General features: G+C 63.2%; 19 protein-coding genes and 2 pseudogenes. 12 read left to right on the top strand and 9 right to left on the bottom strand.

Annotated features, from left to right (window positions below):
* The first annotated feature begins 5 nt into the window (after window positions 1-5).
* The 9 genes from murD to lpxC all read left to right on the top strand — a co-directional run bounded on the left by murD (window position 6) and on the right by lpxC (window position 10,461).
* Window positions 6-1,352, top strand: a complete 1,347-nt coding sequence (murD, locus tag AC1RGE_RS17155) for a UDP-N-acetylmuramoyl-L-alanine--D-glutamate ligase (protein WP_236203320.1) — start codon at window positions 6-8, stop codon at window positions 1,350-1,352.
* A complete protein-coding gene (gene ftsW / locus AC1RGE_RS17160) occupies window positions 1,349-2,566 on the top strand; it encodes a putative lipid II flippase FtsW (protein WP_011063311.1) in 1,218 nt (405 codons plus the stop codon). Before murD ends, ftsW begins: the two co-directional genes overlap by 4 nt.
* On the top strand, window positions 2,556-3,626 hold the full coding sequence (murG, locus tag AC1RGE_RS17165) for an undecaprenyldiphospho-muramoylpentapeptide beta-N-acetylglucosaminyltransferase (protein WP_065365214.1): 1,071 nt from the start codon (window positions 2,556-2,558) through the stop codon (window positions 3,624-3,626). The genes ftsW and murG overlap by 11 nt, the downstream gene beginning before the upstream one ends.
* Window positions 3,619-5,073 carry a UDP-N-acetylmuramate--L-alanine ligase gene (murC, locus tag AC1RGE_RS17170; RefSeq protein WP_011063309.1) on the top strand — a complete coding sequence of 485 codons (1,455 nt, stop codon included), beginning with the start codon at window positions 3,619-3,621 and terminating at the stop codon, window positions 5,071-5,073. The genes murG and murC overlap by 8 nt, the downstream gene beginning before the upstream one ends.
* On the top strand, window positions 5,070-6,026 hold the full coding sequence (locus tag AC1RGE_RS17175; protein WP_011063308.1) for a D-alanine--D-alanine ligase: 957 nt from the start codon (window positions 5,070-5,072) through the stop codon (window positions 6,024-6,026). The genes murC and AC1RGE_RS17175 overlap by 4 nt, the downstream gene beginning before the upstream one ends.
* A gap of 4 nt (window positions 6,027-6,030) precedes the next feature.
* Window positions 6,031-6,897 (top strand): cell division protein FtsQ/DivIB, encoded by an 867-nt coding sequence (locus tag AC1RGE_RS17180; RefSeq protein WP_015636926.1) that lies wholly within the window; start codon window positions 6,031-6,033, stop codon window positions 6,895-6,897.
* 14 nt (window positions 6,898-6,911) lie between these two features.
* A complete protein-coding gene (gene ftsA / locus AC1RGE_RS17185) occupies window positions 6,912-8,171 on the top strand; it encodes a cell division protein FtsA (RefSeq protein ID WP_011063306.1) in 1,260 nt (419 codons plus the stop codon).
* A gap of 72 nt (window positions 8,172-8,243) precedes the next feature.
* Complete coding sequence (gene ftsZ, locus AC1RGE_RS17190; protein ID WP_011063305.1) at window positions 8,244-9,437, top strand: cell division protein FtsZ; 1,194 nt, start codon at window positions 8,244-8,246, stop codon at window positions 9,435-9,437.
* A 112-nt stretch (window positions 9,438-9,549) separates the two neighbouring features.
* Window positions 9,550-10,461: a UDP-3-O-acyl-N-acetylglucosamine deacetylase gene (gene lpxC, locus AC1RGE_RS17195; RefSeq protein WP_011063304.1), complete on the top strand. Its 912-nt coding sequence runs from the start codon at window positions 9,550-9,552 to the stop codon at window positions 10,459-10,461.
* Between the two features lie 68 nt (window positions 10,462-10,529).
* On the opposite strand, the gene AC1RGE_RS17200 is transcribed toward lpxC, so the two are convergent.
* The 7 genes from AC1RGE_RS17200 to AC1RGE_RS17230 all read right to left on the bottom strand — a co-directional run bounded on the left by AC1RGE_RS17200 (window position 10,530) and on the right by AC1RGE_RS17230 (window position 20,452).
* Complete coding sequence (locus AC1RGE_RS17200) at window positions 10,530-12,053, bottom strand: sensor domain-containing diguanylate cyclase (RefSeq protein ID WP_011063303.1); 1,524 nt, start codon at window positions 12,051-12,053, stop codon at window positions 10,530-10,532.
* A gap of 139 nt (window positions 12,054-12,192) precedes the next feature.
* Window positions 12,193-13,518 carry an OprD family porin gene (locus AC1RGE_RS17205; protein ID WP_492584691.1) on the bottom strand — a complete coding sequence of 442 codons (1,326 nt, stop codon included), beginning with the start codon at window positions 13,516-13,518 and terminating at the stop codon, window positions 12,193-12,195.
* Between the two features lie 190 nt (window positions 13,519-13,708).
* Complete coding sequence (locus AC1RGE_RS17210) at window positions 13,709-13,933, bottom strand: hypothetical protein (RefSeq protein ID WP_011063301.1); 225 nt, start codon at window positions 13,931-13,933, stop codon at window positions 13,709-13,711.
* 226 nt (window positions 13,934-14,159) lie between these two features.
* The gene (locus AC1RGE_RS17215) at window positions 14,160-15,524 is read right to left on the bottom strand and encodes a heavy metal sensor histidine kinase (protein ID WP_011063300.1); all 1,365 of its coding nucleotides are present in this window, start codon (window positions 15,522-15,524) and stop codon (window positions 14,160-14,162) included.
* A complete protein-coding gene (locus AC1RGE_RS17220; RefSeq protein WP_011063299.1) occupies window positions 15,514-16,191 on the bottom strand; it encodes a heavy metal response regulator transcription factor in 678 nt (225 codons plus the stop codon). The genes AC1RGE_RS17215 and AC1RGE_RS17220 overlap by 11 nt, the downstream gene beginning before the upstream one ends.
* 8 nt (window positions 16,192-16,199) lie before the next feature.
* Entirely contained in the window at window positions 16,200-19,295 is a 3,096-nt protein-coding gene (locus AC1RGE_RS17225; protein WP_492584693.1) for a multidrug efflux RND transporter permease subunit, read from the bottom strand.
* Window positions 19,292-20,452, bottom strand: a complete 1,161-nt coding sequence (locus AC1RGE_RS17230) for an efflux RND transporter periplasmic adaptor subunit (RefSeq protein WP_011063297.1) — start codon at window positions 20,450-20,452, stop codon at window positions 19,292-19,294. Before AC1RGE_RS17230 ends, AC1RGE_RS17225 begins: the two co-directional genes overlap by 4 nt.
* A 213-nt stretch (window positions 20,453-20,665) precedes the next feature.
* On the opposite strand from AC1RGE_RS17230, the gene AC1RGE_RS17235 reads away from it, so the two are divergent.
* From AC1RGE_RS17235 to AC1RGE_RS17245, 3 genes and pseudogenes are all read left to right on the top strand, one after another.
* Window positions 20,666-20,911, top strand: a complete 246-nt coding sequence (locus AC1RGE_RS17235; RefSeq protein WP_011063296.1) for a hypothetical protein — start codon at window positions 20,666-20,668, stop codon at window positions 20,909-20,911.
* Between the two features lie 158 nt (window positions 20,912-21,069).
* Window positions 21,070-21,351 (top strand): annotated as a pseudogene (locus tag AC1RGE_RS17240) (PAS domain-containing protein); the annotation flags it as partial.
* Window positions 21,352-21,663: 312 nt separating this feature from the next.
* Window positions 21,664-22,653: pseudogene (locus tag AC1RGE_RS17245) on the top strand (methyl-accepting chemotaxis protein); the annotation flags it as partial.
* A gap of 31 nt (window positions 22,654-22,684) precedes the next feature.
* Here AC1RGE_RS17245 and AC1RGE_RS17250 read toward each other — a convergent pair.
* Together AC1RGE_RS17250 and AC1RGE_RS17255 are read right to left on the bottom strand one after the other, a co-directional pair.
* Window positions 22,685-23,434, bottom strand: a complete 750-nt coding sequence (locus tag AC1RGE_RS17250; protein WP_011063294.1) for a YkgJ family cysteine cluster protein — start codon at window positions 23,432-23,434, stop codon at window positions 22,685-22,687.
* A 91-nt stretch (window positions 23,435-23,525) separates the two neighbouring features.
* Window positions 23,526-23,852: a hypothetical protein gene (locus tag AC1RGE_RS17255; protein WP_015636919.1), complete on the bottom strand. Its 327-nt coding sequence runs from the start codon at window positions 23,850-23,852 to the stop codon at window positions 23,526-23,528.
* Between the last annotated feature and the right edge of the window lie 50 nt (window positions 23,853-23,902).

A 23,902-nucleotide genomic window follows, 5' to 3' on the forward strand; every position in this document is an offset into this window, starting at 1 on the left:
AACGAGTGTCTCTGATCGCTTCTGACCACTTCCGCATCGTTGTCGGCCTCGGCAAGAGCGGCATGTCCCTGGTTCGCTTCCTGGCGAGCCGGGGCGTTGCCTTTGCGGTGGCCGATACGCGGGAAAATCCACCTGAGCTGGCCACGCTGCGGCGTGACTACCCGCAGGTGGAGGTGCGTTGTGGCGAGCTGGACGTGGACTTCCTGTGCCGTGCCGACGAACTCTACGTGAGCCCTGGCCTGGCCCTGGCGACCCCGGCCCTGCAGGCTGCTGCTGCCCGTGGGGTGAAATTGTCCGGTGATATCGAGCTGTTCGCGCGTAACGCAAAGGCACCGATCGTGGCAATCAGTGGTTCCAACGCCAAGAGCACCGTGACCACCCTGGTGGGCGAGATGGCAGCGGCGGCGGGCAAGCGCGTGGCGGTCGGCGGCAACCTCGGGACCCCGGCCCTGGACCTGCTCAGCGATGACGTCGAGCTGTACGTGATGGAGCTGTCCAGCTTCCAGCTGGAGACCACCGACCAGTTGGGCGCCGAAGTGGCCACCGTGCTCAACATCAGCGAAGACCACATGGACCGTTACAGCGGCCTGCCGGCCTACCACCTGGCCAAGCACCGGATCTTCCGTGGTGCCCGGCAGGTGGTCTTCAACCGCCAGGACGCTCTGACCCGGCCATTGATCGGTGAAGGCCTGCCATGCTGGACCTTCGGCCTGAGCAAGCCTGATTTCAAGGCCTTCGGCCTGCGCGAAGAGGACGGTGAGAAGTACCTGGCCTTCGAGTTCCAGAACCTGATGCCCGTGCGCGAGCTGAAGATCCGCGGCGCCCATAACCAGTCCAACGCCCTGGCAGCCTTGGCCCTGGGTCATGCAGTGGGCTTGCCGTTCGACGCCATGCTCGCGGCGCTGCGCACCTTCGCCGGCCTCGAGCATCGCTGCCAATGGGTTCGCGACCTGGATGGCGTGGCGTACTACAACGACTCCAAGGCCACCAACGTGGGCGCCGCCCTGGCGGCCATCGAAGGCCTTGGCGCCGACATCGAAGGCAAGATCGTGCTGATCGCCGGTGGTGACGGCAAGGGCGCCGACTTCAAGGATCTGCGCGGCCCGGTGGCGGCTAATTGCCGCGCGGTGATCCTGATGGGGCGCGACTCCGATCAGATCGGCGAAGCCATCGGTGACGCCGTGCCGCTGATTCGTGTCGGCTCGCTGCAGGAAGCCGTGGAGCAATGCCGCGTCACTGCCCAGCCCGGTGATGTGGTGCTGCTGTCGCCGGCCTGCGCCAGTTTCGACATGTTCAAGAACTACGAAGACCGTGGCCACCAGTTCGTCCGCGTTGTGGAGGAACTGGCATGAACCTGAGAAACATCATCAAGCCCTATCCATCGCCGATCATCACCGGTCGGGGCATCGACCTCGATTTCCCGATGCTCGCCGGTTGCCTGACCCTGCTCGGCCTGGGCCTGGTCATGATTGCCTCTGCCTCCACTGAAGTGGCGGCGGCGCAGTCGGGCAGCGCCCTGTACTACATGATTCGCCACCTGATCTACATCCTGCTGGGCCTGGGTGCCTGCATCGTCACCATGATGATCCCGATCGCCACCTGGCAGCGCCTGGGCTGGTTGATGCTGATCGGTGCCTTCGGCCTGCTGGTGATGGTGATCATTCCAGGGATCGGCCGGGAAGTGAACGGTTCGATGCGCTGGATCGGCTTCAGCTTTTTCAACGTCCAGCCTTCCGAGATCGCCAAGGTGTTCGTGGTGATCTACCTCGCCGGTTACCTGGTGCGGCGCCAGAAAGAAGTGCGCGAGAGCTGGATGGGCTTCTTCAAGCCGTTCATCGTGCTGCTGCCCATGGCTGGCCTGCTGCTGATGGAGCCGGACTTCGGCGCCACTGTCGTAATGATGGGCGCCGCTGCGGCCATGCTGTTCCTGGGAGGGGTCGGGCTGTTCCGGTTTTCCCTGATGGTGGTGCTGGCGGTTGCCGCGGTGGTGCTGCTGATCCAGATGCAACCCTATCGTATGGCACGTCTGACCAACTTCGCCGACCCCTGGGCCGACCAGTTCGGTGCCGGCTACCAGCTGTCCCAGGCGTTGATCGCCTTTGGTCGCGGCGAGTGGCTGGGCGTCGGCCTGGGCAACAGCGTGCAGAAACAGTTCTACCTGCCGGAGGCTCACACAGACTTCGTGTTCTCGGTACTGGCTGAAGAGCTGGGCGCCGTCGGTTCGCTGTGCACGGTAGCGCTGTTCGTCTTTGTCTGTATCCGCGGCATGTACATCGGCCTGTGGGCGGAAAAGGCCAAGCAGTTCTTTGCCGCCTATGTCGCCTACGGATTGTCGTTCCTGTGGATTGGCCAATTCCTGATCAACATCGGGGTGAACGTGGGCCTGTTGCCGACCAAGGGCCTGACCTTGCCTTTCCTCAGTTATGGCGGCAGCTCGCTGGTGATCTGCTGCGCCTGTCTGGGGTTGTTGCTGCGTATCGAATGGGAGAGCAGGACCCACCTGGGCAGTGAAGAGATGGAGTTCAGTGAAAGTGACTTTGCCGAGGAGCCGAGCCATGGGCGCTAATGTCCTGATCATGGCCGGCGGCACCGGAGGCCACGTGTTCCCGGCACTGGCCTGCGCCCGCGAGTTCCAGGCCCGTGGCTACACCGTGCACTGGCTGGGCACCCCGCGCGGCATCGAAAACGATCTGGTGCCTGCGGCCGGGCTGCCGTTGCACCTGATCAACGTCAGCGGTTTGCGGGGCAAGGGCAAGCTGTCCCTGCTCAAGGCGCCGTTCGTGTTGATCAAGGCCGTGCTCCAGGCGTGGCGGGTCATTCGCCAGTTGAAGCCGGTCTGTGTCCTGGGTTTTGGCGGTTATGTGACCGGCCCTGGTGGAGTTGCCGCGAAGTTGTCCGGGGTGCCGGTCATCGTTCACGAACAGAACGCCGTGGCCGGTACCGCCAATCGGCTGCTGGTGCCGTTGGCTGCCCGAGTCTGCGAAGCTTTCCCGGACACCTTCGGTGCCTCGCAAAGCCGGCGCACCACGGGCAACCCGGTACGCACCGAACTGTTCCTCGAAACACCGCGCGAGGCCCTGGCCGGACGCAAGGCGCGTTTGCTGATCCTGGGCGGAAGCCTGGGCGCAGAGCCGTTGAACAAGCTGTTGCCGGAAGCCTTGGCACAGGTCGCCCCCGAGCTGCGCCCGGAGGTGTTCCACCAGGCCGGCAAAAACCACGATGAAGTCACTGCAGAGCGCTATCGCGCCGCCGGCGTCGAGGCGCAGGTGCAGCCCTTTATCAAAGACATGGCCCAAGCCTATGGCTGGGCCGACCTGGTGGTCTGTCGCGCAGGCGCGTTGACCGTCAGCGAACTGGCTGCCGCCGGTCTGCCCTCGATGCTGGTGCCTTTGCCCCACGCGATCGACGACCACCAGACCCGCAATGCCGAATATTTGGCTCGTGAAGGTGCTGCCTTCCTGATGCCGCAAAGAACGACTGGTGCTGCGGACCTTGCCGCTCGCCTGACAGAGGTTTTGATGCAACCAGAACGACTCGACAACATGGCCCAGGCCGCCCGCCGCCTGGCCAAGCCCGGCGCCACCCACGACGTAGTGAATATCTGCCTGGAGGTGGCCCATGGTTGAGAATCAGAAAGCCATGCCGCAGCCGGAAATGCGCCGCATCCGCCGCATCCACTTCGTCGGTATCGGCGGTGTGGGCATGTGCGGGATTGCTGAAGTGCTGCTGAACCTGGGCTACCAGGTTTCCGGTTCCGACCTCAAGGCATCGCCGGTTACCGAGCGCCTGGAGTCCTTTGGCGCACAGATTTTCATCGGCCACCGCGCCGAGAACGCTGCCAATGCCGATGTGCTGGTGGTTTCCAGCGCCGTGAACACCTCCAACCCGGAAGTTGCCACCGCTCTGGAACGGCGTATTCCTGTGGTGCCGCGGGCGGAAATGCTCGCCGAACTGATGCGCTACCGTCACGGCGTAGCTGTGGCCGGCACCCACGGCAAGACCACCACCACCAGCCTGCTGGCCTCGGTATTCGCCGCTGGCGGCCTGGACCCGACGTTCGTCATCGGCGGGCGGCTGAATGCAGCGGGCACCAATGCACAACTGGGCACCAGCCGTTACCTGATTGCCGAAGCCGACGAAAGCGATGCCAGCTTCCTGCACCTGCAACCGCTGGTGGCTGTGGTCACCAACATCGACGCCGACCATATGGCGACCTACGACGGTGACTTCAACAAACTGAAGAAAACCTTTGTCGACTTCCTGCACAACCTGCCGTTCTACGGGCTGGCAGTGATGTGCCTGGACGATCCGGTGGTGCGCGAGATCCTGCCGCAGGTCAAGCGTCCGACCGTGACCTACGGCTTCAGCGAAGAAGCCGACGTGCGCGCCATCAATGTACGCCAGCAAGGCATGCAGACCTTCTTCACCGTACTGCGTCGCGACCGCGAGCCGCTGGACGTGTCGGTGAACATGCCGGGCAACCACAACGTGCTGAACTCCCTGGCGACCATCTGCATCGCCACCGACGAAGGCATCAGCGATGAAGCCATTGTCCAGGGCCTGTCGGGCTTCCAGGGTGTGGGCCGACGCTTCCAGGTCTATGGCGAACTGCCAGTGGAAGGGGGCAACGTGATGCTGGTGGACGACTACGGTCACCACCCGACCGAAGTCGCTGCGGTGATCAAGGCCGTGCGCGGTGGCTGGCCGGAACGCCGCCTGGTGATGGTCTACCAGCCGCACCGTTTCAGCCGTACCCGCGACCTGTACGACGACTTCGTGCAGGTACTGGCCGATGCCAACGTATTGCTGCTGATGGAGGTCTACCCGGCCGGCGAAGAGCCGATCCCGGGCGCCGACAGCCGTCAGTTGTGCCACAGCATCCGTCAGCGTGGCCAACTGGACCCGATCTACATCGAGCGTGGGGTCGACCTGGCACCGCTGGTCAAGCCGTTGTTGCGCGCCGGTGACATCCTGCTGTGTCAGGGTGCCGGTGACATCGGTGGCCTGGCGCCAAAACTGCTCGGCAGCCCGCTGTTCGCCGGTGCTGTAGCCGCTGGCAAGGGGGCGAAATGACCGCTGCCTACGCCAACCTGTTCTCTACCGTGAAACCGAGCGATTTCGGTCGCGTCGCCGTTCTTTACGGTGGCAAGAGCGCCGAGCGCGAAGTGTCGCTCAAGTCCGGCAAGGCCGTGCTTGAAGCGCTGCAGAGCGGCGGTGTGAACGCCTTCGGCATCGACGTCGGCGATGATCTGCTGCAACGTCTCTTGAGCGAGAAGATCGATCGTGCCTTCATCATTCTCCACGGTCGTGGCGGTGAAGACGGCAGCATGCAAGGGCTGCTGGAGTGCCTGGGGATTCCTTACACCGGCAGCGGCATCCTCGCTTCGGCCCTGGCCATGGACAAACTGCGTACCAAGCAGGTCTGGCACAGCCTGGGCATTCCGACGCCGCGCCACGCCGTATTGAGCTCCGAGGCCGATTGTATTTCCGCGGTGGCGGAACTGGGCCTGCCTTTGATCGTCAAACCGGCTCATGAAGGCTCCAGTATCGGTATGGCCAAGGTGACTTCCGCGTCCGAATTGATCGACGCATGGAAGGCGGCCAGTACCTACGATTCGCAAGTGTTGGTCGAGCAATGGATCCAGGGTCCGGAGTTCACCATCGCGACCCTGCGTGACCAGGTGCTGCCACCCATCGCCCTGGGCACTCCCCACACATTTTACGACTACGACGCCAAGTACCTGGCTTCCGATACCCAGTACCGGATCCCGTGCGGGCTCGACAGCTCCAAGGAACAGGAACTCATGGAACTCACGGCGAAAGCCTGTGAGGCGCTCGGTATCGCCGGTTGGGCACGTGCCGACGTGATGCAGGACGCCCAGGGGCAGTTCTGGTTCCTGGAAGTGAATACCGCTCCGGGCATGACCGATCACAGTCTGGTTCCGATGGCGGCCCGCGCGGCCGGCCTGGATTTCCAGCAACTGGTATTGGCCATCCTGGCAGCCAGTCTTGAGGCGAGAGGTTAAGTCCATGCAAGGCGCGTCGCTTCGTCATCAGCAACCCGCACCCGGCCGCAAGCCGGTGCCGCGGGGTGCCAGCCGAATGGTGGCCAAAGAGCCGATGTCGGCGCGCCTGCCGAAAGCCAACTTCGGCTTTCTGAAAAGCCTGTTCTGGCCGGTGCTGCTGGTGGCTCTGGGGTTTGGCACCTATGAAGGGGCCCAGCGCCTGCTGCCGTACGCCGACCGCCCGATCACCAAGATCGCGGTGCAGGGGGACTTGAGCTACATCAGCCAGCAGGCGGTGCAGCAGCGGATCGCGCCTTATGTCGCGGCGAGCTTCTTCACCATCGACCTGGCGAGCATGCGCACCGAGCTGGAGCAGATGCCCTGGATCGCCCACGCCGAGGTACGTCGGGTGTGGCCGGACCAAGTGGTGATTCGCCTGGAAGAACAACTGCCGGTGGCCCGCTGGGGCGACGAGGCGCTGTTGAACAACCAGGGCCAGGCCTTCACCCCGCGTGAACTGGCGAACTATGAGCACTTGCCGCAGTTGTTCGGGCCGCAGCGGGCCCAGCAGCAAGTGATGCAGCAGTATCAGGTGTTGAGCCAGATGCTGCGGCCGCTGGGCTTTTCGATCGCCCGTCTGGAGCTGCGCGAGCGCGGCAGCTGGTTCCTGACCACCGGCGCCGGCAGTGCCGGCCCGGGTATCGAACTGCTCCTGGGCCGCGATCACCTGGTGGAGAAGATGCGCCGCTTCATTGCCATTTATGAAAAAACGCTGAAAGAACAGATCACGAACATCGCGCGCATCGATCTGCGCTACGCCAACGGCCTGGCCGTCGGCTGGCGCGATCCGGCGGCACCCACGACGGCGCAACCTGCCGTCGCGAAGAATTAAGAAGAGGCAGGACCATGGCAAATGTGCAAAGCGGCAAAATGATCGTCGGCCTGGATATCGGTACCTCCAAGGTTGTGGCGCTGGTGGGCGAAGTCGCGGCCGATGGCTCGCTGGAAATCGTCGGCATCGGCACCCATCCTTCCCGCGGCCTGAAGAAGGGCGTGGTGGTGAATATCGAATCCACCGTGCAGTCGATCCAGCGTGCGGTGGAAGAGGCGCAACTGATGGCGGGCTGCCGTATCCACTCGGCGTTCGTCGGTGTGGCGGGCAATCACATCCGCAGCCTGAACTCCCACGGCATCGTGGCGATTCGCGACCGTGAAGTCAGCTCGGCGGACCTGGAGCGGGTCCTCGACGCTGCCCAGGCCGTGGCGATCCCGGCTGACCAGCGGGTTCTGCACACCCTGCCGCAGGATTACGTGATCGACAACCAGGAAGGCGTGCGTGAACCCCTGGGCATGTCCGGCGTACGCCTGGAAGCCAAGGTGCACGTGGTCACCTGTGCAGTGAATGCCGCGCAGAATATCGAAAAATGCGTGCGCCGTTGCGGCCTGGAAATCGACGACATCATCCTCGAGCAGCTGGCTTCGGCCTACTCGGTGCTCACCGACGACGAGAAAGAGCTGGGCGTGTGCCTGGTGGATATCGGCGGCGGCACCACCGACATGGCGATCTTCACCGAAGGCGCGATCCGCCACACCGCGGTGATTCCGATTGCCGGCGACCAGGTGACCAACGACATCGCCATGGCCCTGCGTACCCCGACCCAGTACGCCGAGGAAATCAAGATCCGTTACGCCTGCGCCCTGGCCAAGCTGGCCGGTGCCGGCGAAACCATCAAGGTGCCAAGCGTTGGCGACCGCCCACCGCGCGAACTCTCGCGCCAGGCCCTGGCCGAGGTGGTCGAACCGCGTTACGACGAACTGTTCACCCTGATCCAGGCCGAACTGCGCCGCAGTGGCTACGAAGACCTGATCCCGGCGGGCATCGTGCTCACTGGCGGCACTTCGAAGATGGAAGGCGCGGTGGAACTGGCCGAGGAAATTTTCCACATGCCGGTTCGCCTGGGCGTGCCCCACAGTGTCAAGGGCCTGTCCGACGTGGTGCGCAACCCGATCTATTCCACCGGTGTCGGCTTGCTGCTGTACGGGCTGCAGAAACAGTCCGACGGCATCTCGTTCTCTGGCATCGGCAGCCGCGACAGCTACAGCAGCGACGAGCCCAAGGCGGCACTGCTCGATCGCATCAAGAGCTGGGTGCAGGGCAACTTCTAAAGATTTACCGCAACACCGTTTCAAAGCAGTAGGCAGTAGGCGAAAAACTAGAGAAATGAAAGGAGAGGGAAAATGTTCGAACTCGTAGACAACATCCCGCAAAGTCCGGTAATCAAGGTTATCGGTGTTGGCGGTGGCGGCGGCAACGCGGTCAATCACATGGTCAAGAGCAACATCGAAGGCGTCGAGTTCATCTGCGCCAACACTGATGCTCAAGCGCTGAAAAACATCGGCGCGCGGACCATCCTGCAACTGGGTACCGGCGTGACCAAGGGCCTGGGTGCGGGTGCCAATCCGGAAGTCGGCCGTCAAGCCGCCCTGGAAGACCGCGAGCGTATCGCTGAAGTACTGGCGGGCACCAACATGGTGTTCATCACCACCGGCATGGGCGGCGGTACCGGTACCGGTGCGGCGCCGATCATTGCTGAAGTGGCCAAGGAAATGGGCATCCTCACCGTTGCGGTGGTGACCCGTCCGTTCCCGTTCGAAGGCCGCAAGCGCATGCAGATCGCCGATGAGGGCATCCGCGCGCTGAGCGAAAGCGTCGACTCGTTGATCACCATCCCCAACGAGAAACTGCTGACCATCCTCGGTAAGGACGCCAGCCTGCTGTCGGCTTTCGCCAAGGCGGACGACGTGTTGGCCGGTGCCGTTCGCGGTATTTCCGACATCATCAAGCGTCCGGGCATGATCAACGTCGACTTCGCCGACGTACGTACCGTGATGAGCGAAATGGGCATGGCGATGATGGGCACTGGCTGCGCCAGCGGTCCGAACCGTGCACGTGAAGCCACTGAAGCGGCGATCCGCAACCCGCTGCTGGAAGACGTGAACCTGGAAGGCGCACGCGGCATCCTGGTGAACATCACCGCCGGTCCTGACTTGTCCCTGGGCGAGTACTCCGACGTGGGTAGCATCATCGAGGCCTTCGCTTCCGAACACGCCATGGTCAAGGTCGGTACCGTTATCGATCCGGACATGCGTGACGAGCTGCATGTAACCGTAGTGGCCACCGGCCTGGGCGCAAAAATCGAGAAGCCTGTGAAGGTCATCGACAATACCGTCCAGACTTCCATGTCCGCCCAGTCGCAAGCGCCAGCCCCTGCTCGCCAGGAACTGCCGTCGGTGAACTACCGTGACCTGGACCGTCCGACCGTCATGCGCAATCAGGCGCAGTCGAACGCGGCGACCGCGGCGAAGCTGAATCCGCAAGATGATCTGGACTACCTGGACATCCCGGCATTCCTGCGTCGTCAGGCCGATTGATGGAATGCATCAGGGGTATTAGGGTGATTGGTGTTCAGCAAAGGCATGGTCTGCTATTATCGCCAGCCTTTGTTGATACCAGTTCGCAATTTGCGCTGAAGCGGCCCAAGCCATGATTAAACAACGCACCCTGAAGAATATTATCCGTGCCACAGGTGTAGGCCTGCATTCCGGGGAGAAGGTATACCTGACCCTCAAGCCTGCGCCTGTCGACACCGGCATTGTGTTTTGTCGTGCCGACCTGGACCCTGTGGTGCAGATTCCTGCTCGCGCGGAAAATGTTGGCGAAACCACGATGTCGACCACTCTGGTCAACGGTGACGTCAAAGTGGACACGGTGGAGCACTTGCTCTCGGCCATGGCTGGCCTGGGCATCGATAACGCCTACGTCGAGCTCTCCGCGTCTGAAGTCCCGATCATGGATGGCAGTGCCGGACCCTTCGTATTCCTGATTCAATCTGCTGGCCTCGAAGAACAGGACGCAGCTAAAAAGTTCATCCGCATCCTTCGTGAAGTGACCGTGGAAGACGGCGACAAGCGCGCCACTTTCGTGCCTTTCGATGGTTTTAAAGTGAGCTTCGAGATCGATTTCGATCACCCGGTTTTCCGTGACCGCACCCAGAGTGCAAGCGTGGACTTCTCCAGTACTTCGTTTGTAAAAGAAGTCAGCCGCGCCCGTACCTTTGGTTTCATGAGTGATATCGAGTACCTGCGCAAGCACAACCTCGCACTCGGCGGCAGCGTGGAAAACGCAATTGTGGTCGATTCGGATGGCGTACTGAATGAAGACGGTCTTCGCTACGAAGACGAATTCGTCAAGCACAAGATCCTGGATGCAATTGGCGACCTCTACCTGCTGGGCAACAGCCTGATAGGTGAGTTCAAAGGCTTCAAGTCGGGCCATGCACTGAACAACCAGCTACTGCGCAAGTTGATTGAGCAGAAAGATGCCTGGGAAGTCGTGACCTTCGAAGATGCCAGCACTGCACCGATCTCTTACATGCGTCCGGTTGCGGCCGTGTAAGTCACTCTCTCTTTCCTTTTGTTTTTGAAGGCCATCCCCCCGGATGGCCTTTTTTTATGCCTGCGGTTTCAAGCGCCGCGCTTGGAGCCGCCCTGGGACATGTTGGAAACCACCCGGTTGCGCCCGCTGTACTTGGCCTGATACAGCGCCTTGTCGGCGTCGCTCACCCATTGTTCAAGACCGATATCGGCGTTACCCGACCAGGTGTTGATGCCAATGCTCACGGTCAGCGGCGCGGCGTGTTCGCTGATGGCCGGCAAGGCGGCGATACTGGTGCGGATCTTCTCGGCGAGTACGGCGGCGCCGGCACTGTCGGTACCTGGCAGGATGACCGCAAACTCCTCGCCGCCATAGCGCGCCGCCAGGTCCGATGGGCGCCCGACGCAGGCGCCAATGCTCTGTGCCACCGCACGCAAGGCCTGGTCCCCCAGCGGATGGCCGAAGCGGTCGTTGAAGGATTTGAAGTGATCGACATCGACCATCAATAGCGACAACGGCAGGTTGGCGCGCCGAGCCCGCGACCATTCGTTGCCCAGCACCTGGTCCAGGGTCCGGCGATTGGCCAGGCCGGTGAGGGCATCGACGGCTGCCAGGCGCGCCAGTTCCTGCTCGGCGCTCTGCCGGCGCCGCAGTTCGCGGCACAACTGCCAGGTCAGCCAGAACAGGGCGATGCAGAGGGCGCCAGTGGCGCCGCTGATCAGCACCGCGGTGCGTTGCCAGGCTCCGAAGACCTCGTCGATGGACAGCGCGACAATCACGATCAGGGGCAGATCGCCGACCTGGGAAAAGGTGTACAGCCGCTGCTTCTGATCAACGCTGGAGACGCTGCTGAAGCTGCCGTTGCCTTCACGCAGAATGCGGACGAAGTTGGGGCGGCTGCTGAAGTTCTTGCCTATCAGGTCGTCTGCCAGCGGCGGTTGCTGGGCCAGCAGAACGCCGTCGCGGCTCACCAGGTTGATCGTACCGTTGCGACCGATATCCAGATTTCTGAACAGCTCGTTGAAGTAGCTCAGGCGCATGGCCGCTTCGGCCACCCCGATGAACTGGCCATGCTCGTCGCTGAGCCGGCGGCTGAAGCTGATCCGCCAGTCGTGATCGGCGGTGCGCGCGCGGAACGGCGGGCTGATCATCATCCTCGGGTCCGGATTGTCGATGTGCGATCGAAAGTACTCGCGATCGGCGTAGTTGCCCGTGCGCGGCACGACCGAGGCCGAGTCGGCCAGCACGTCGCCGTGCCTGTCCAGCAGCAGGATGTCGCCCTTGTAGGGCGCTGCGGTGGCCCGGTCGAACAGCGCCAGGTGACGTATGGACGCCGAAACATCCTTCAGATCGTCACGTTGCGCGGCACTGATCAGTCCCTTGAGAGACAGGTCGTAGAGCTCGACGTTGCGCAATACATCGGCGTCGATCAGTTGCACGATGTTGTTGGCGGCACGTGTGGCAGCCTGTTCGGCAGCGGCGTGTTCGCGGATCAACAGGTAGGTGACGATGCCGAGAATGGCTACAACGATCAGCGAGCTGGAGAGGATCAGCAGGCGCTCGGTATTTGACGCGATCTTCCCTGTGCGGGGTGTCGCACTACTCACGTTCATGATTTTGATTTCTGCTGCGTCGACAGTTTTGAGTCTAGTGTGGACGTGGGCTACAGAAATCGGTCACGCCTGCGCGCTTGTATAAATCTCCGATAAAAAAAAGACCAGCAAAACATGCTGGTCTTTTTGTTTGGGCGGCTTAGAAGACGTTGATCGGGTAGTCGACGATCACCCGGTATTCGTCGGTGTCGTTGTCCAGCGCGCCGTAGCCGTTGCCGCCACGGTTGGTGGCCCACTGCAGGCGTACGGCGAGGTCCTTGGCGCTGCCACCCTGCACCACGTACTTGAGGTCCAGGTCGCGCTCCCAGTGCTTGGCGTTCTTGCCGTCGGCGCTGTACCAGCTGGCATAGCCGCGGCTGGCCGGATCGACCTTGGTCAGGTCCAGCTCGCCGCGCGAGTAGGACAGCGCCGAAGTCAGGCCCGGCAGGCCGAGACCGGCAAAGTCATAGGCGTACTTGAGCTTCCACGAACGCTCGTTGGGGCCGTTGAAGTCCGAATACTGCTGGGAGTTGTCCAGGTAGATGCTGTCGCCCTGGGCGATGTAGTCGAACGGTGTGTTGCCGTTGACCCGCTGATAGGCCGCGGTGACGCTGTGGTTACCCACGCCGACGGTGAAGTGCAGGCTGTAGGTGTTGTTGTCGATGTTGCCCAGCAGCGCCTGGCCGGTGTCCTGAGTGTGATAGAAGTGCAGGCCCGGGTTGAGGCTGACCAGTTCGTTGACCGCGTAGGTGTAGTCCAGGTCGTAGTAGTACTGGTTCCAGATGTCCTTGAGTTCGGACGCGTAGAGGCTGCTGGTCAGCCCTGGCACGCCGCTCCAGGCCACGCCGGCCCAGTTCAGGTGCAGGCTCTCGTCGCTCTCGCGCAGGCTGCCGTAGGAAGTACCGATGCGTTTGTGTCCACTCTGGTTGTACGGCTTGGTGAAGCTGGCCTGGCCGCCCTCGATCAACCAGCCGTCGAAGCTGTGGTTGGTCAGGCTCACGCCGCGGAAGGTCTGGGGCAGCATGCGGCTCATGCCACCGGCGATCACCGGGTTGTTGAGGAACAGGTCGCCAGCCTTGAGCTCGGTATCGAAGGCCCGCATTTTCAAGGTGGCGCCGGCGGTGGAGAACGAGCCGGGTGCCTTGTGCCGGCCATCGTCGCTGATAGGCAGGATGCTCGACTTGGTGGTGCCGCCACCACCGTCCAGCTTGAGGCCGAGCATGGCGTTGGCATCAAGGCCGAAACCCACGGTGCCCTGGGTGTAGCCCGACTCGAAGACGCCGAGAAAACCCTGGCCCCATTCGATGTTGTCTTTGTTCTGCTGCAGGCGGTTGCGGTTCATGTAGTAGTTGCGGGCGTTGAGCTTGAGGCTCGAACCCTCGACAAAACCCTCGGCCTTGGTTTCTTCGGCGGCTTGCCCGAGTGTCGGGATCGTTGCGGCGATTGCAATGAACAGGGGGCTGATCTTCAGTGAGGTCTTGAACAACGTTTAGCTCCTTTGGTGAACGACAATGGCTTCTTATTGTGAATTCGGGTGTTTCTTGTTCTGGGTATGACGAGTGTGCCGAGGGTTTCTATACGGCAAAAAAAAGCCGCTGAACTCAGCGGCTTTAAGACAACTTACTCCCGGGTTGAAAGCAGAGAAGTTGTCGAGGGAAACAAGTCGGAAGCGTGGATCAACTGTCTTTCTGAGTGTCGCTCTTGCTTTGCTCGGCAGTGATCTTCTGGGCTTGCTGAGTGTTTTGCTGCTGGGCTGCCTGGGCGATCTGGGCTTGTTCGAAAGCGGCGGCGCGTGCGGCATTTCTTGCCACGAATCCCTGGGATTCTTCGGCCATGGCCATTGGTGCCACGAACAGGGAAGACAAAACAAACGCGCTGGCGATACCCATACTGTTGGACATTTCTGAAGACCTTCTTGCAGAGCAAGTTCAATTCGGTGCGACAAAAATATAACCACGTGGCTGTTGGAAAAAGAGCCGAACAGGATAAGGACTGTTACAAAAAAAACAATAGTAGGAGCTGGCTTGTAGGAGCTGGCTTGCCAGCGAACGCGTCCTATTGCCTTGCGCCGGATGTGTTGACGCCTTCGCCGGCAAGCCGGCTCCTACAGAATCCGAGAATCCCGAGTCAGAGAGGCAGGTACAGGCCGAAGGTATTGATGCCCCGGTCGCTGCGCACGAACACATCGCCGCCATGCATCAGGGCGATGGCCTTGACGATGGCCAGCCCCAGGCCGTGATTGGCACCGCTGTTGCTGCGCGAGGCATCCACCCGGTAGAAACGCTCGAACAGCCGTGGCAGGTGTTCACTGGCAATGTCCTGCCCCGGGTTGCTGACGGCGATCGCCACCTGGTGTTCCTGGACCTCGATCCGCACCTGGATCACTTCCCCGGCTGCGGTGTGCTGCACCGCGTTGCTCAGCAGGTTGATCAGGGCCCGGCGCAGGTGGGCAACCTCGATCCGCACCTGGGCATCGCCCTGAACCTCGACCCTGACCTGGGCGTCTTCGAGGATGAAGTCCAGGTAGTCCAGGGTCGTTGCCACTTCCGCCGCCAGGGAACTGGTGGTGAGCTTGGTGGCCTTGCTGCCCTGGTCGGCACTGGCCAGGAACAGCATGTCGTTGATGATCGAACGCAGCCGCTCCAGCTCTTCGAGGTTCGATTGCAGTACCTCGAAGTAATGCTCCGCCGAGCGCCCCCGGGTCAGGGCGACCTGGGTCTGGCCGATCAGGTTGGTCAGGGGCGAGCGCAGTTCGTGAGCCACATCGGCGTTGAACGACTCCAGGCGCGAGTAGGCGTGTTCGACCCGTTCCAACGTGGAGTTGAAGGAATTGACGAACTGCTTCAGTTCCGGCGGCAGTGGCGACAATTGCAGGCGCCCGGACAGTCGTGGCGGTGCCAGGCGCTGGGCTTCCTGGGAGAGCTTGATCAGCGGCTTGAGGCCGATCCGCGCCACCCAGTAGCCCAGGGCCGAGGCCAGCAGCACGCCGACAATGGCCAGGCCGATCAGGGCCATCAGCAACTGATGCTGGGTCTGGTGGAAGGTGTCGGTGTCGATGGCGATCAGAAAGCGCAGGGTCGGGCGCTGTTCCTTGGCCGGCAACTGGCTGACCAGGACTTTCAGCGGATAGGGGTGATCGCTCAGGTTCAGGTCACGCATGCCCAGGGGGCCTTGGGCGAATTCGCGGATCTGCGCGTCGGGGCTGCCGTATTCATAGCCGGGGTCGCCGCTGATGGCCCAGAAGCGGATGCGCTTGTCTTCCTCGCTCAGCAGCTTGAGCTTGGCGTTGATCTTGGCCCAGTGCTCGGGGTTGCCGTAGCGGGTCAGGGCCGACTCCAGCACGCTGTAGCGCGCATCCAGTTCGGCTTCCGGGAGCAGCCCCAGGCCCTTGTCCACCTGCTGGTAGAGGGCCCCGCCAATCAGCAGGAAGATCAGCAGCGCCACCAGAGTGAACAGCCCGCTCAGGCGCAGGGCGATGGAGTTACTCGGCACCGCGGCTCTCCAGCACATAGCCCATGCCACGGATGGTGTGCAGCAGTTTCTGTTCGAAGGGGCCGTCGAGCTTGGCCCGCAGGCGCTTGATCGCCACTTCGACGACATTCGCGTCGCTGTCGAAATTGATGTCCCAGACCATTTCAGCGATGGCGGTCTTGGACAGGATCTCGCCCTGGCGCCGGGCCAGCACGCTGAGCAGGGAAAACTCCTTGGCGGTCAGGTCCAGGCGGCTGCCGGCACGGCTGGCCTTGCGGCTGATCAGGTCGATCCACAGGTCGGCGATGCTGATCTGCACCGGCTCATGCCCACCGCTGCGACGGGTCAGGGCTTGCAGGCGGGCCACCAGTTCAAGGAAGGAGAAGGGCTTGCCCAGGTAGTCGTCGGCGCCATCGCGCAGGCCCTTGATGCGGTCTTCCACGCGTTCGCGGGCGGTGAGCATGATCACCGGGGTCTGCTTGCGCGCACGCAGTGCTCGCAATACGCCAAAGCCATCCAGGCCGGGCAGCATCACATCCAGCACTATCACGGCATAGTCGCCCTCCAGAGCCATGTGCAGGCCTTCGACGCCGTCCCGGGCCAGGTCGACGGTGTAGCCTTGCTCGGTCAACCCGCGGTGCAGGTAATCGGCCGTTTTTTCTTCGTCTTCGATAATCAGAACGCGCATGACCCGCCTCAGGTAGTGGTGGCCGGCAACAGGGCCGGCTGGGGCCGGTGGAACAGCCGTTCAAGCCACAAGTATATGACCGGCGTGGTGAACAGCGTCAGGGCCTGGCTGACCAGCAGGCCGCCCACCACGGCAATCCCCAGGGGCTGGCGCAGTTCGGCGCCGGCGCCGTAGCCGAGCATCAGCGGCAGGGCACCGAGCAGGGCGGCCAGGGTGGTCATGATGATCGGCCGGAAGCGGGTGATGCAGGCCTGGTAGATCGCCTCCTCGGGAGGCAGGCCGCCGTGGCGCTGGGCTTCCAGGGCAAAGTCGATCATCAGGATGCCGTTCTTCTTGACGATGCCGATCAGCAGCACCAGGCCGATCAGCGCCATGATGGAAAAGTCCTGGCCGCACAGCCAGAGCATCAGCAAGGCGCCCAGCCCGGCCGAGGGCAGGGTGGAAATGATGGTCAAGGGATGCACGAAGCTTTCGTACAGCACCCCGAGAATGATGTACACCGCCACCAGCGCCGCCAGGATCAGGTACGGCTGGCTGGCCAGCGAGCTCTGGAAGGCCTGGGCCGCGCCCTGGAAATTGCCGCTGATGGCCGTTGGCATGCCGATCTCGCTCTTGGCCTGGTTGAGCAGGATGACCGCATCGCCCAGGGCCACGCCGGGGGCCAGGTTGAAGGACAGGTTGGCCGCCGGGAACATGCCGTCGTGGGCAATCGACAGCGGGCCGATGGTGGGCGCATTGAAGCGCGCCAGGGCAGAGAGCGGGACCATTTCTCCGGTCAGCGGCGAGCGCAGGTAGAAGTAGTTGAGGCTCTCGGCCTTGCCCCGTTGCTGGGTGTCGAGTTCAAGGATCACGTTGTACTGGTTGATCTCGGTCTGGAACTCGTTGATCTGGCGCTGGCCGAAGGCGTCGTACAGTGCCTCGTCGACATCGCTGGCGGTAAGGCCGAAACGCGCGGCAGCCGTGCGATCGATCTGGATGTGGGTGATGCTGCCGCCCAGTTGCAGGTCGTTGGAGATGTCACGGAAGGCCGGGTTGCTGCGCAGCTTTTCCGTCAGGCGCTGGGTCCAGGTGCTCAGGGTCGGGCCGTCGTTGCTTTTCAGTACGTACTGGTACTGGGCGCGGCTGGGACCAGAGCTGAGGTTGATGTCCTGGCCGGCCCGCAGGTACAGGACAATGCCGGGCACCTTCATCAGTTGCGGGCGGATGCGGTCGATGAAGGCACTGGCAGACACGTCCCGGTCGTCACGGTTCTTGAGGGAAATCCAGAAGCGGCCGTTGGCGATGGTCTGGTTGCTGCCCGAGACCCCCACGGAGTGGGAGAAGGCCTGCACTGCCGGGTCGGCGGCGACGATCTCGGCCAGCGCCTGGTGCTTTTTCACCATGTCCGGGTAGGAAATGTCCGCCGCAGCCTCGGTAGTACCGAGCACGAAGCCGGTGTCCTGCACGGGGAAGAAGCCCTTGGGGATCAGGATATAGCCGGCAATGGCCATGCTCAGGGTCAGGCCGAAGATCCCCAGCATCAGTTTCTGGTGGGCCAGGGCCTTGCGCAGGCCGCGCTCGTAGACCGCCAGCAGGCGCTCGCCGAAGCCCGGCTTGGCATGGGCCGGGTGCACCGGCGCGCGCATGAACAGGGCCGCCAGGGTGGGGGCCAGGGTCAGCGAGACCACCACCGAAATCATGATGGTGGAAGTGGCGGTCAGGGCGAACTCCTTGAACAGCCGGCCCACCACGCCGCCCATGAACAGCAGGGGAATGAACGCCGCCACCAGGGAGAAGCTGATGGAGACCACGGTGAAGCCGATCTCGCCGGCGCCCTTGATTGCCGCCTCGCGCATGCCGTCGCCGGCTTCCAGGTGGCGGTGGATGTTCTCCACCACGACGATGGCGTCATCCACCACAAAGCCCACGGCCACGACAATGGCCACCAGGGTCAGGTTGTTCAGGCTGAAGCCCAGCACGTACATCAAGGCGAAACTGGCGGTCAGGGACACGCCCAGCACCGCGGAGACGATCAGGGTCGCGGACCACTGGCGCAGGAACAGCGCCATCACCGCCACCACCAGCAGCACGGCGATCAGCAGGGTGATCTCCACTTCGTGCAATGAGGCGCGGATGGTCTGGGTCCGGTCCACCAGCACCTTGACCTGCACCGAGGCCGGGAGCATGGCCTCCAGGCCTGGCAGGGCAGCCTGGATGCGGTCCACGGTCTCGACGATATTGGCGCCGGGCTGGCGCGAGATCACCAGGTTGACCCCCGGTTGGTCGCCGGACCAGGCCTGGACGTAGGCGTCTTCCGAACCGTTGACTACCAGCGCCACATCCTGCAGGTGCACGGGGGCACCGTCCTTGTAGGAAACGATCAACTGGCCGTATTCCTCGGGATGGAACAACTGGTCGTTGGTGGACAGGGTGGAGATGCTCGACTCGCCATACAGTGCACCCTTGGCCAGGTTGAGGCTGGTCTGCTGGATCGCCAGGCGGATGTCGGCCAGGGTCAGGCCGATGGCCGCCAGTTTGTCCGCCGAAGCCTGGACCCGGATCGCCGGGCGCTGCTGGCCGGTGATGTTGATCTGGCCGACCCCGTCGATCTGGCTGATCTGTCGGGCCAGCAGGGTTTCCGCGTAGTCACTCAGCTCGGTGCCGGGCATCTGCGTCGAACTGATGCTGAGGATCAGCACCGGGCTGTCCGCCGGGTTGACCTTCTTCCAGGTGGGCAGGGTGGGCATGTCCTTGGGCAACTTGCCAGCGGCGGTGTTGATCGCCGCCTGCACTTCCTGGGCGGCGGTGTCGATGCTCTTGTTCAAGGTGAACTGCAGGGTCAGCAAGGACGAGCCCAGGGCGCTGCTGGAGGTCATCTGGGTCATGCCGGGAATGGCGCTGAATTGCACCTCCAGGGGCGTGGCCACGGAAGAGGCCATGGTGTCCGGGCTGGCACCGGGCAGGGCGGCGGACACCTGGATGGTCGGGAACTCGGCCTCTGGCAGCGGAGCCACCGGCAGGCGCGGGAAGGCAATGGCGCCCAACAGCACCAGGGCGAAGGTCAGCAGGACGGTGGCAACCGGATGGTCGACGCACCAGGCTGACACCGAGCCATGGCCCTTCATGGCTGGGGCTCCGTCGCCTGTACCACCTGGGGTGGATCGCTCAGTACCTGGACCTGGGAGCCGGGCTTGAGCCGCGACTGGCCGTCACTGACCAGCACATCGCCAGCCTGGACCCCGGAGATGATGTTCAACCCGCTGTCCTGATACACCACCTGCACCGGCACGACTTCCACCTGCTGGCCCTTGACCCGGTACACGAAGTGCTGGTCCAGGCCGCGCTGGACCACGGTCGGCGGTACGGTGAGGGCGTTCTGGTCCAGGGCGGTCTGGATTTTCACCGTCACCAGTTGCCCGGGCCACAGCTGCTGCTGGGCGTTGCTGAACTCCGCCTTGGCGCGGATGGTGCCGGTCCCGGCGTTGATCTGGTTGTCGATCAGGGTCAGGTGGCCGTTGCCCAGCAGGGCCCCGGCGCTGTTGCTGTCAGCGCCGAGGAAGGCCTTGACCGCCGCCGGGTCCTGGGCGCGGATCAGTTGCTGCAGGGTTGGCAGCATTTGCTGGGGCAGGGAAAACTCCACGGCGATCGGGTCGATCTGGGTTACCGAGAACAGGCCCTGGGTATCGCTCATGCGTAGGAAGTTGCCTTCATCAACGGTACGAATCCCCACCCGGCCGCTGACGGGAGAGCGGATCTGAGTGTAGGAAAGCTGTACCTGAGCGGCATCAATGGCAGCCTGGTTACCCTGGGCCGTGGCGTTGAGCTGATTGACCAGGGCCACTTGCTGGTCATAGGTCTGCTTCGAGATGCCGTCATCCACCGACAGTAGCTTGTAGCGCTTGAGGTTGATCTGGGCCACCTGCAACTGGGCCTGGTTCTGCGCCAGCTGGGCCCGGGCCTGATCGAGGTTGGCGCGTATCGAACGATCATCGATGGTCGCCAGCAGGTCGCCGGTCTTGACCAGTTGCCCCTCCTTGACCAGCAGCCGGGTCAGGATGCCATCCACCTGTGGGCGAATCACCACGCTGTGCAGCGACAGCACCGTGCCGATGCCGCTGGCGTAACGCGGCACATCCTGCTGGTGCACGCTGACCACCCGGACCGGAATGGCCGTGGGCGCGGCCAGCCTGGCAGTGGCGGGCTTGTTCAGGAACCACGCGACACCGGCGATGAGCACCACGAGTACCGCTGCGGTCACGACTGTTTTCTTGGCAATGGGCATGGGGTGAGAGCGCCGGGCAATGATGTCGGAAGGATGGCCATGATCTGGGCACAGTTATAGCCCGACAACCCGGTCAGCACCGTGACGGCCAGCTGTCAGCGCTGTCAGAAAACTCCCGGTGGGCCCCGATCAAAGATGGCTGGCGCGCAGGTATACTGGCGCCCACTGCGGCCTGCACCCCGGCGCGGATTTCCTTTCTCTCCTGGAGTTTCCATGACTTCCCCTGCACAACCCGCTGCGGATGACGCCCTGAACGTCGACCCGGCCGCCGACGCAACCGCTACCGACACCCCGAGCACAGCGGCGATCCCGGCGTTCAAGTTTCCCTTCAAGCCTTCCGAGTTTGCTCCTGCCAAGAATGCACAGCAGCCCTGGTACAAAAATGGTGCCAGCAACGGACACACCAAGACCCCCGGCGCAGCGCCTCCCGGCACTCGTCGCTCCATGGGCAAACGCTGATATCGCCGACATTCGCAGAAAAAATCCCGATTTGCGCTTTTTTAATCGCAATGATGGCTAATTGCTTTAAACCTGAGCTGGATCAGTATTTGTGGCATCAGTGCGCTTAGAGTCAGCAGCCCTGCCGACTCCACCCAACACATACGAGCGCGCTATCCATGAAGATCAACCTTCCGGTTACTGGGCGAAACGTGGACTTTGCCCCTGATGCGAATATCCTTTCGACCACTGATCTGACTAGCGCGATCACCTACGCCAACCCTGATTTCATCAAGATCAGTGGCTACAGCCGTGAGGAGTTGCTGGGCGCGCCGCATAACCTTTTGCGCCACCCGGACATGCCCTCCGCGGCCTTCGCCCACATGTGGCGCACCCTCAAGCGCGGCCGTTCGTGGATGGGCATGGTGAAGAACCGTTGCAAGAACGGCGATCACTATTGGGTCAGTGCCTATGTCACGCCCGTGACCCGCGATGGCCAGGCGGTGGAATACCAGTCGGTGCGCACCAAACCCAGCGTCCGTCAGATCGAGGCGGCGGAGCGGGCCTATGCCCAGCTCAACGGTGCCGGCCCCTCGTGGTGGAGCCTGTTGCCGGTGATCAGCCTGCGGTTGCGTCTCTGGGCCTCCATCAGCGCCGGCTTCATCGGCAGCTACGGCGTTTCAGTGTGGCTGCTGCCCGAATCCTGGATGGTCCAGGGGGCCGTGATGGCCATGGGGTGGTGCCTGAGCCTGACGGCGGTCGGCGTGCAAGCGCGTCCACTGGATCGATTGGCCGAGCGCGCCCGGCAGATCGGTGACAACCCCTTGAGCCAGGGCATCTATACCGGCCGTACCGACGAGTTCGGGCGCATCGAGTTCGCCCTGCAGATGCTCGAAGCCCAGGTGGGCGCGGTAGTGGGGCGCATCGGCGATGCGTCCCAGCGCCTGGAGGGGCATGCCGCGGAACTGGTGGAGCATCTGCACAGCAGCCACAACAGCACCCTGGAGCAGCAGGCGGAAACCGATCAGGTGGCGGCGGCCATTCACCAGATGGCGGCCAGCGTCGCCGAGGTCGCCACCCATGCCCAGCAGGCCTCGGTGGCGGCGGACCAGGCGGAAAGCGAAACCCGTGAGGGCCACCTGCTGGTGGGCGAAAGCCGCAGTGCGGTGCTGCGCCTGGCCAGCGAGCTGGAGCGGGCCACCGAGGTCATCCATCAACTGGAAAGCCATAGCACCGACATTTCCGGGGTGCTGGAGGTGATCCGCAGCATCGCCGAGCAGACCAACCTGCTGGCCCTGAATGCGGCAATCGAGGCGGCGCGGGCCGGGGAGCAGGGCCGGGGTTTTGCCGTGGTCGCCGATGAAGTGCGCGGGCTGGCCCAGCGTACCCAGGATTCCACCAACGAGATCCAGCGCATGATCAGCACCCTGCAAATGGGCGCGCGCAATGCGGTGGAGGCCATGCAGCACAGCAGCCAGCACCTGGAGAGCAGTGTCGACCAGGCCAAGCGCGCGGCGGTGGCCCTGGACGGCATCAGCCAGCGGGTCAACCAGATTACCGAGATGAGCTTGCAGATCGCCGCAGCGGTGGAAGAGCAGAGCGCAGTCAGCGAGGACATCAACCGCAACATCATCGGCATTCGCAATGCCTGTGAGGCGACCGTCAGTGCCGGCCAGCTCAGCCACGTCAACTCAGGCGACGTGGCCGGGCTGGCGGGGGACTTGCGGCAACTGGCCCTGGAGTTCTGGCACAAGCGCGGCTAGGGCTGTTCGCCGACCCGCCGTTGTCCGCGGCTCAGGCGGCGCGCAGGGAAATGAAGGCGTAGTCCAGAGGCGTTTCACTGACCACCTGGGCACCGGCGGCCTGGACCTGACCGGCGATATCGTCTCCGGACAGGTGAAAGCGCCAGGGCTGGCCCGGTGCTCCGGGTGGTGCAGCCTGGACCTGGTCGATGGCGTTAGCCAGGGCGCCCATGTCCGGCAGGTAAGCGGTGAAACCGTCGCCCTTGAGCGCTGTGGTGCGAATGCCCAGCAAGGCGCAAATGGCCTCCTTGGTGTGGATGTCGTCACGGTCGGCCTGGCGCGAGCGGCGGATCAGCTCGGCCAGCTCCTGATCCACCAGTTCATTCCCCAGAATCAGTTGCGGGCCCTGTTCCCAGGATTCCGGCGGGCATTCCTTGGCCTGCGGGTTGAGGGGAATGTGCGGATTGATTTCCATGGGGTAGATGCGGCACACCAGTGGCCGGCGCTGGTAGATGCGGCACAGCTGGTCTTCGTCAAGATTCCGGCAGGGGCCGACGTTGTAGGCGGCGAAGGTGATCGCCACATAGGCTTCGGTGGCGCCACTGCGGACCCGGCAGGAACGGCGTTCGGCGTGCTCGCGCTGCTGCATCGGCAGCCCCAGGCCATTGCCGAGGAAGGCTTCCACCAGAATGATCACCTGGCCGCCGTCGGCCGCCCAGTCGCGGGCTTCCAGCAGGGTCAGGGGCACGTGGTGATCGTTGCAGCATTTGCCGCAGCCGACGCAGGAAAACTGAGTGTTCATTGCACGAAGCGCCTTGTGGATCAGCAGGAGTCAGGTGGGAAAACCGTCATGGACGCTACCCGGGGCTATGCCGAAGCAAGTTATGCGCCATTCACCGGGCCTTGAGGGCCGGCCGGATCGAGTCCCACTCGCTGACCGCAGCCTGGCCGGTCTGCCTGTTGTACAGGCACAGTTCGATGCCCGATTGGCCGCGCATGTGTTTCTGCGGGTAGCGGCCTTGCAGCAACAGGGCGCTGACGCCGACCTGGTCGGGAAATTGTGCGATGGTTCCCACGGGTTTGGGGTTTTGCAGGCCGCTGGCCTGGGTACAGCTGATTCGGATGGCCTGCTCCAGGGCGGCCCAGGCATCGTCGCTGGAGGCGCTGGCCTGGCCGGTGAGGGTGGCCAGGCAGAGCAGGCACAGAGTCTTGGCGTTCATGGGGGCGGCTCCTTGGGGCGCAGGGGCTTTGGGATCGCCGGGGCTGATCC

This window comes from Pseudomonas sp. GW823-FHT02C05 (assembly GCF_058797595.1).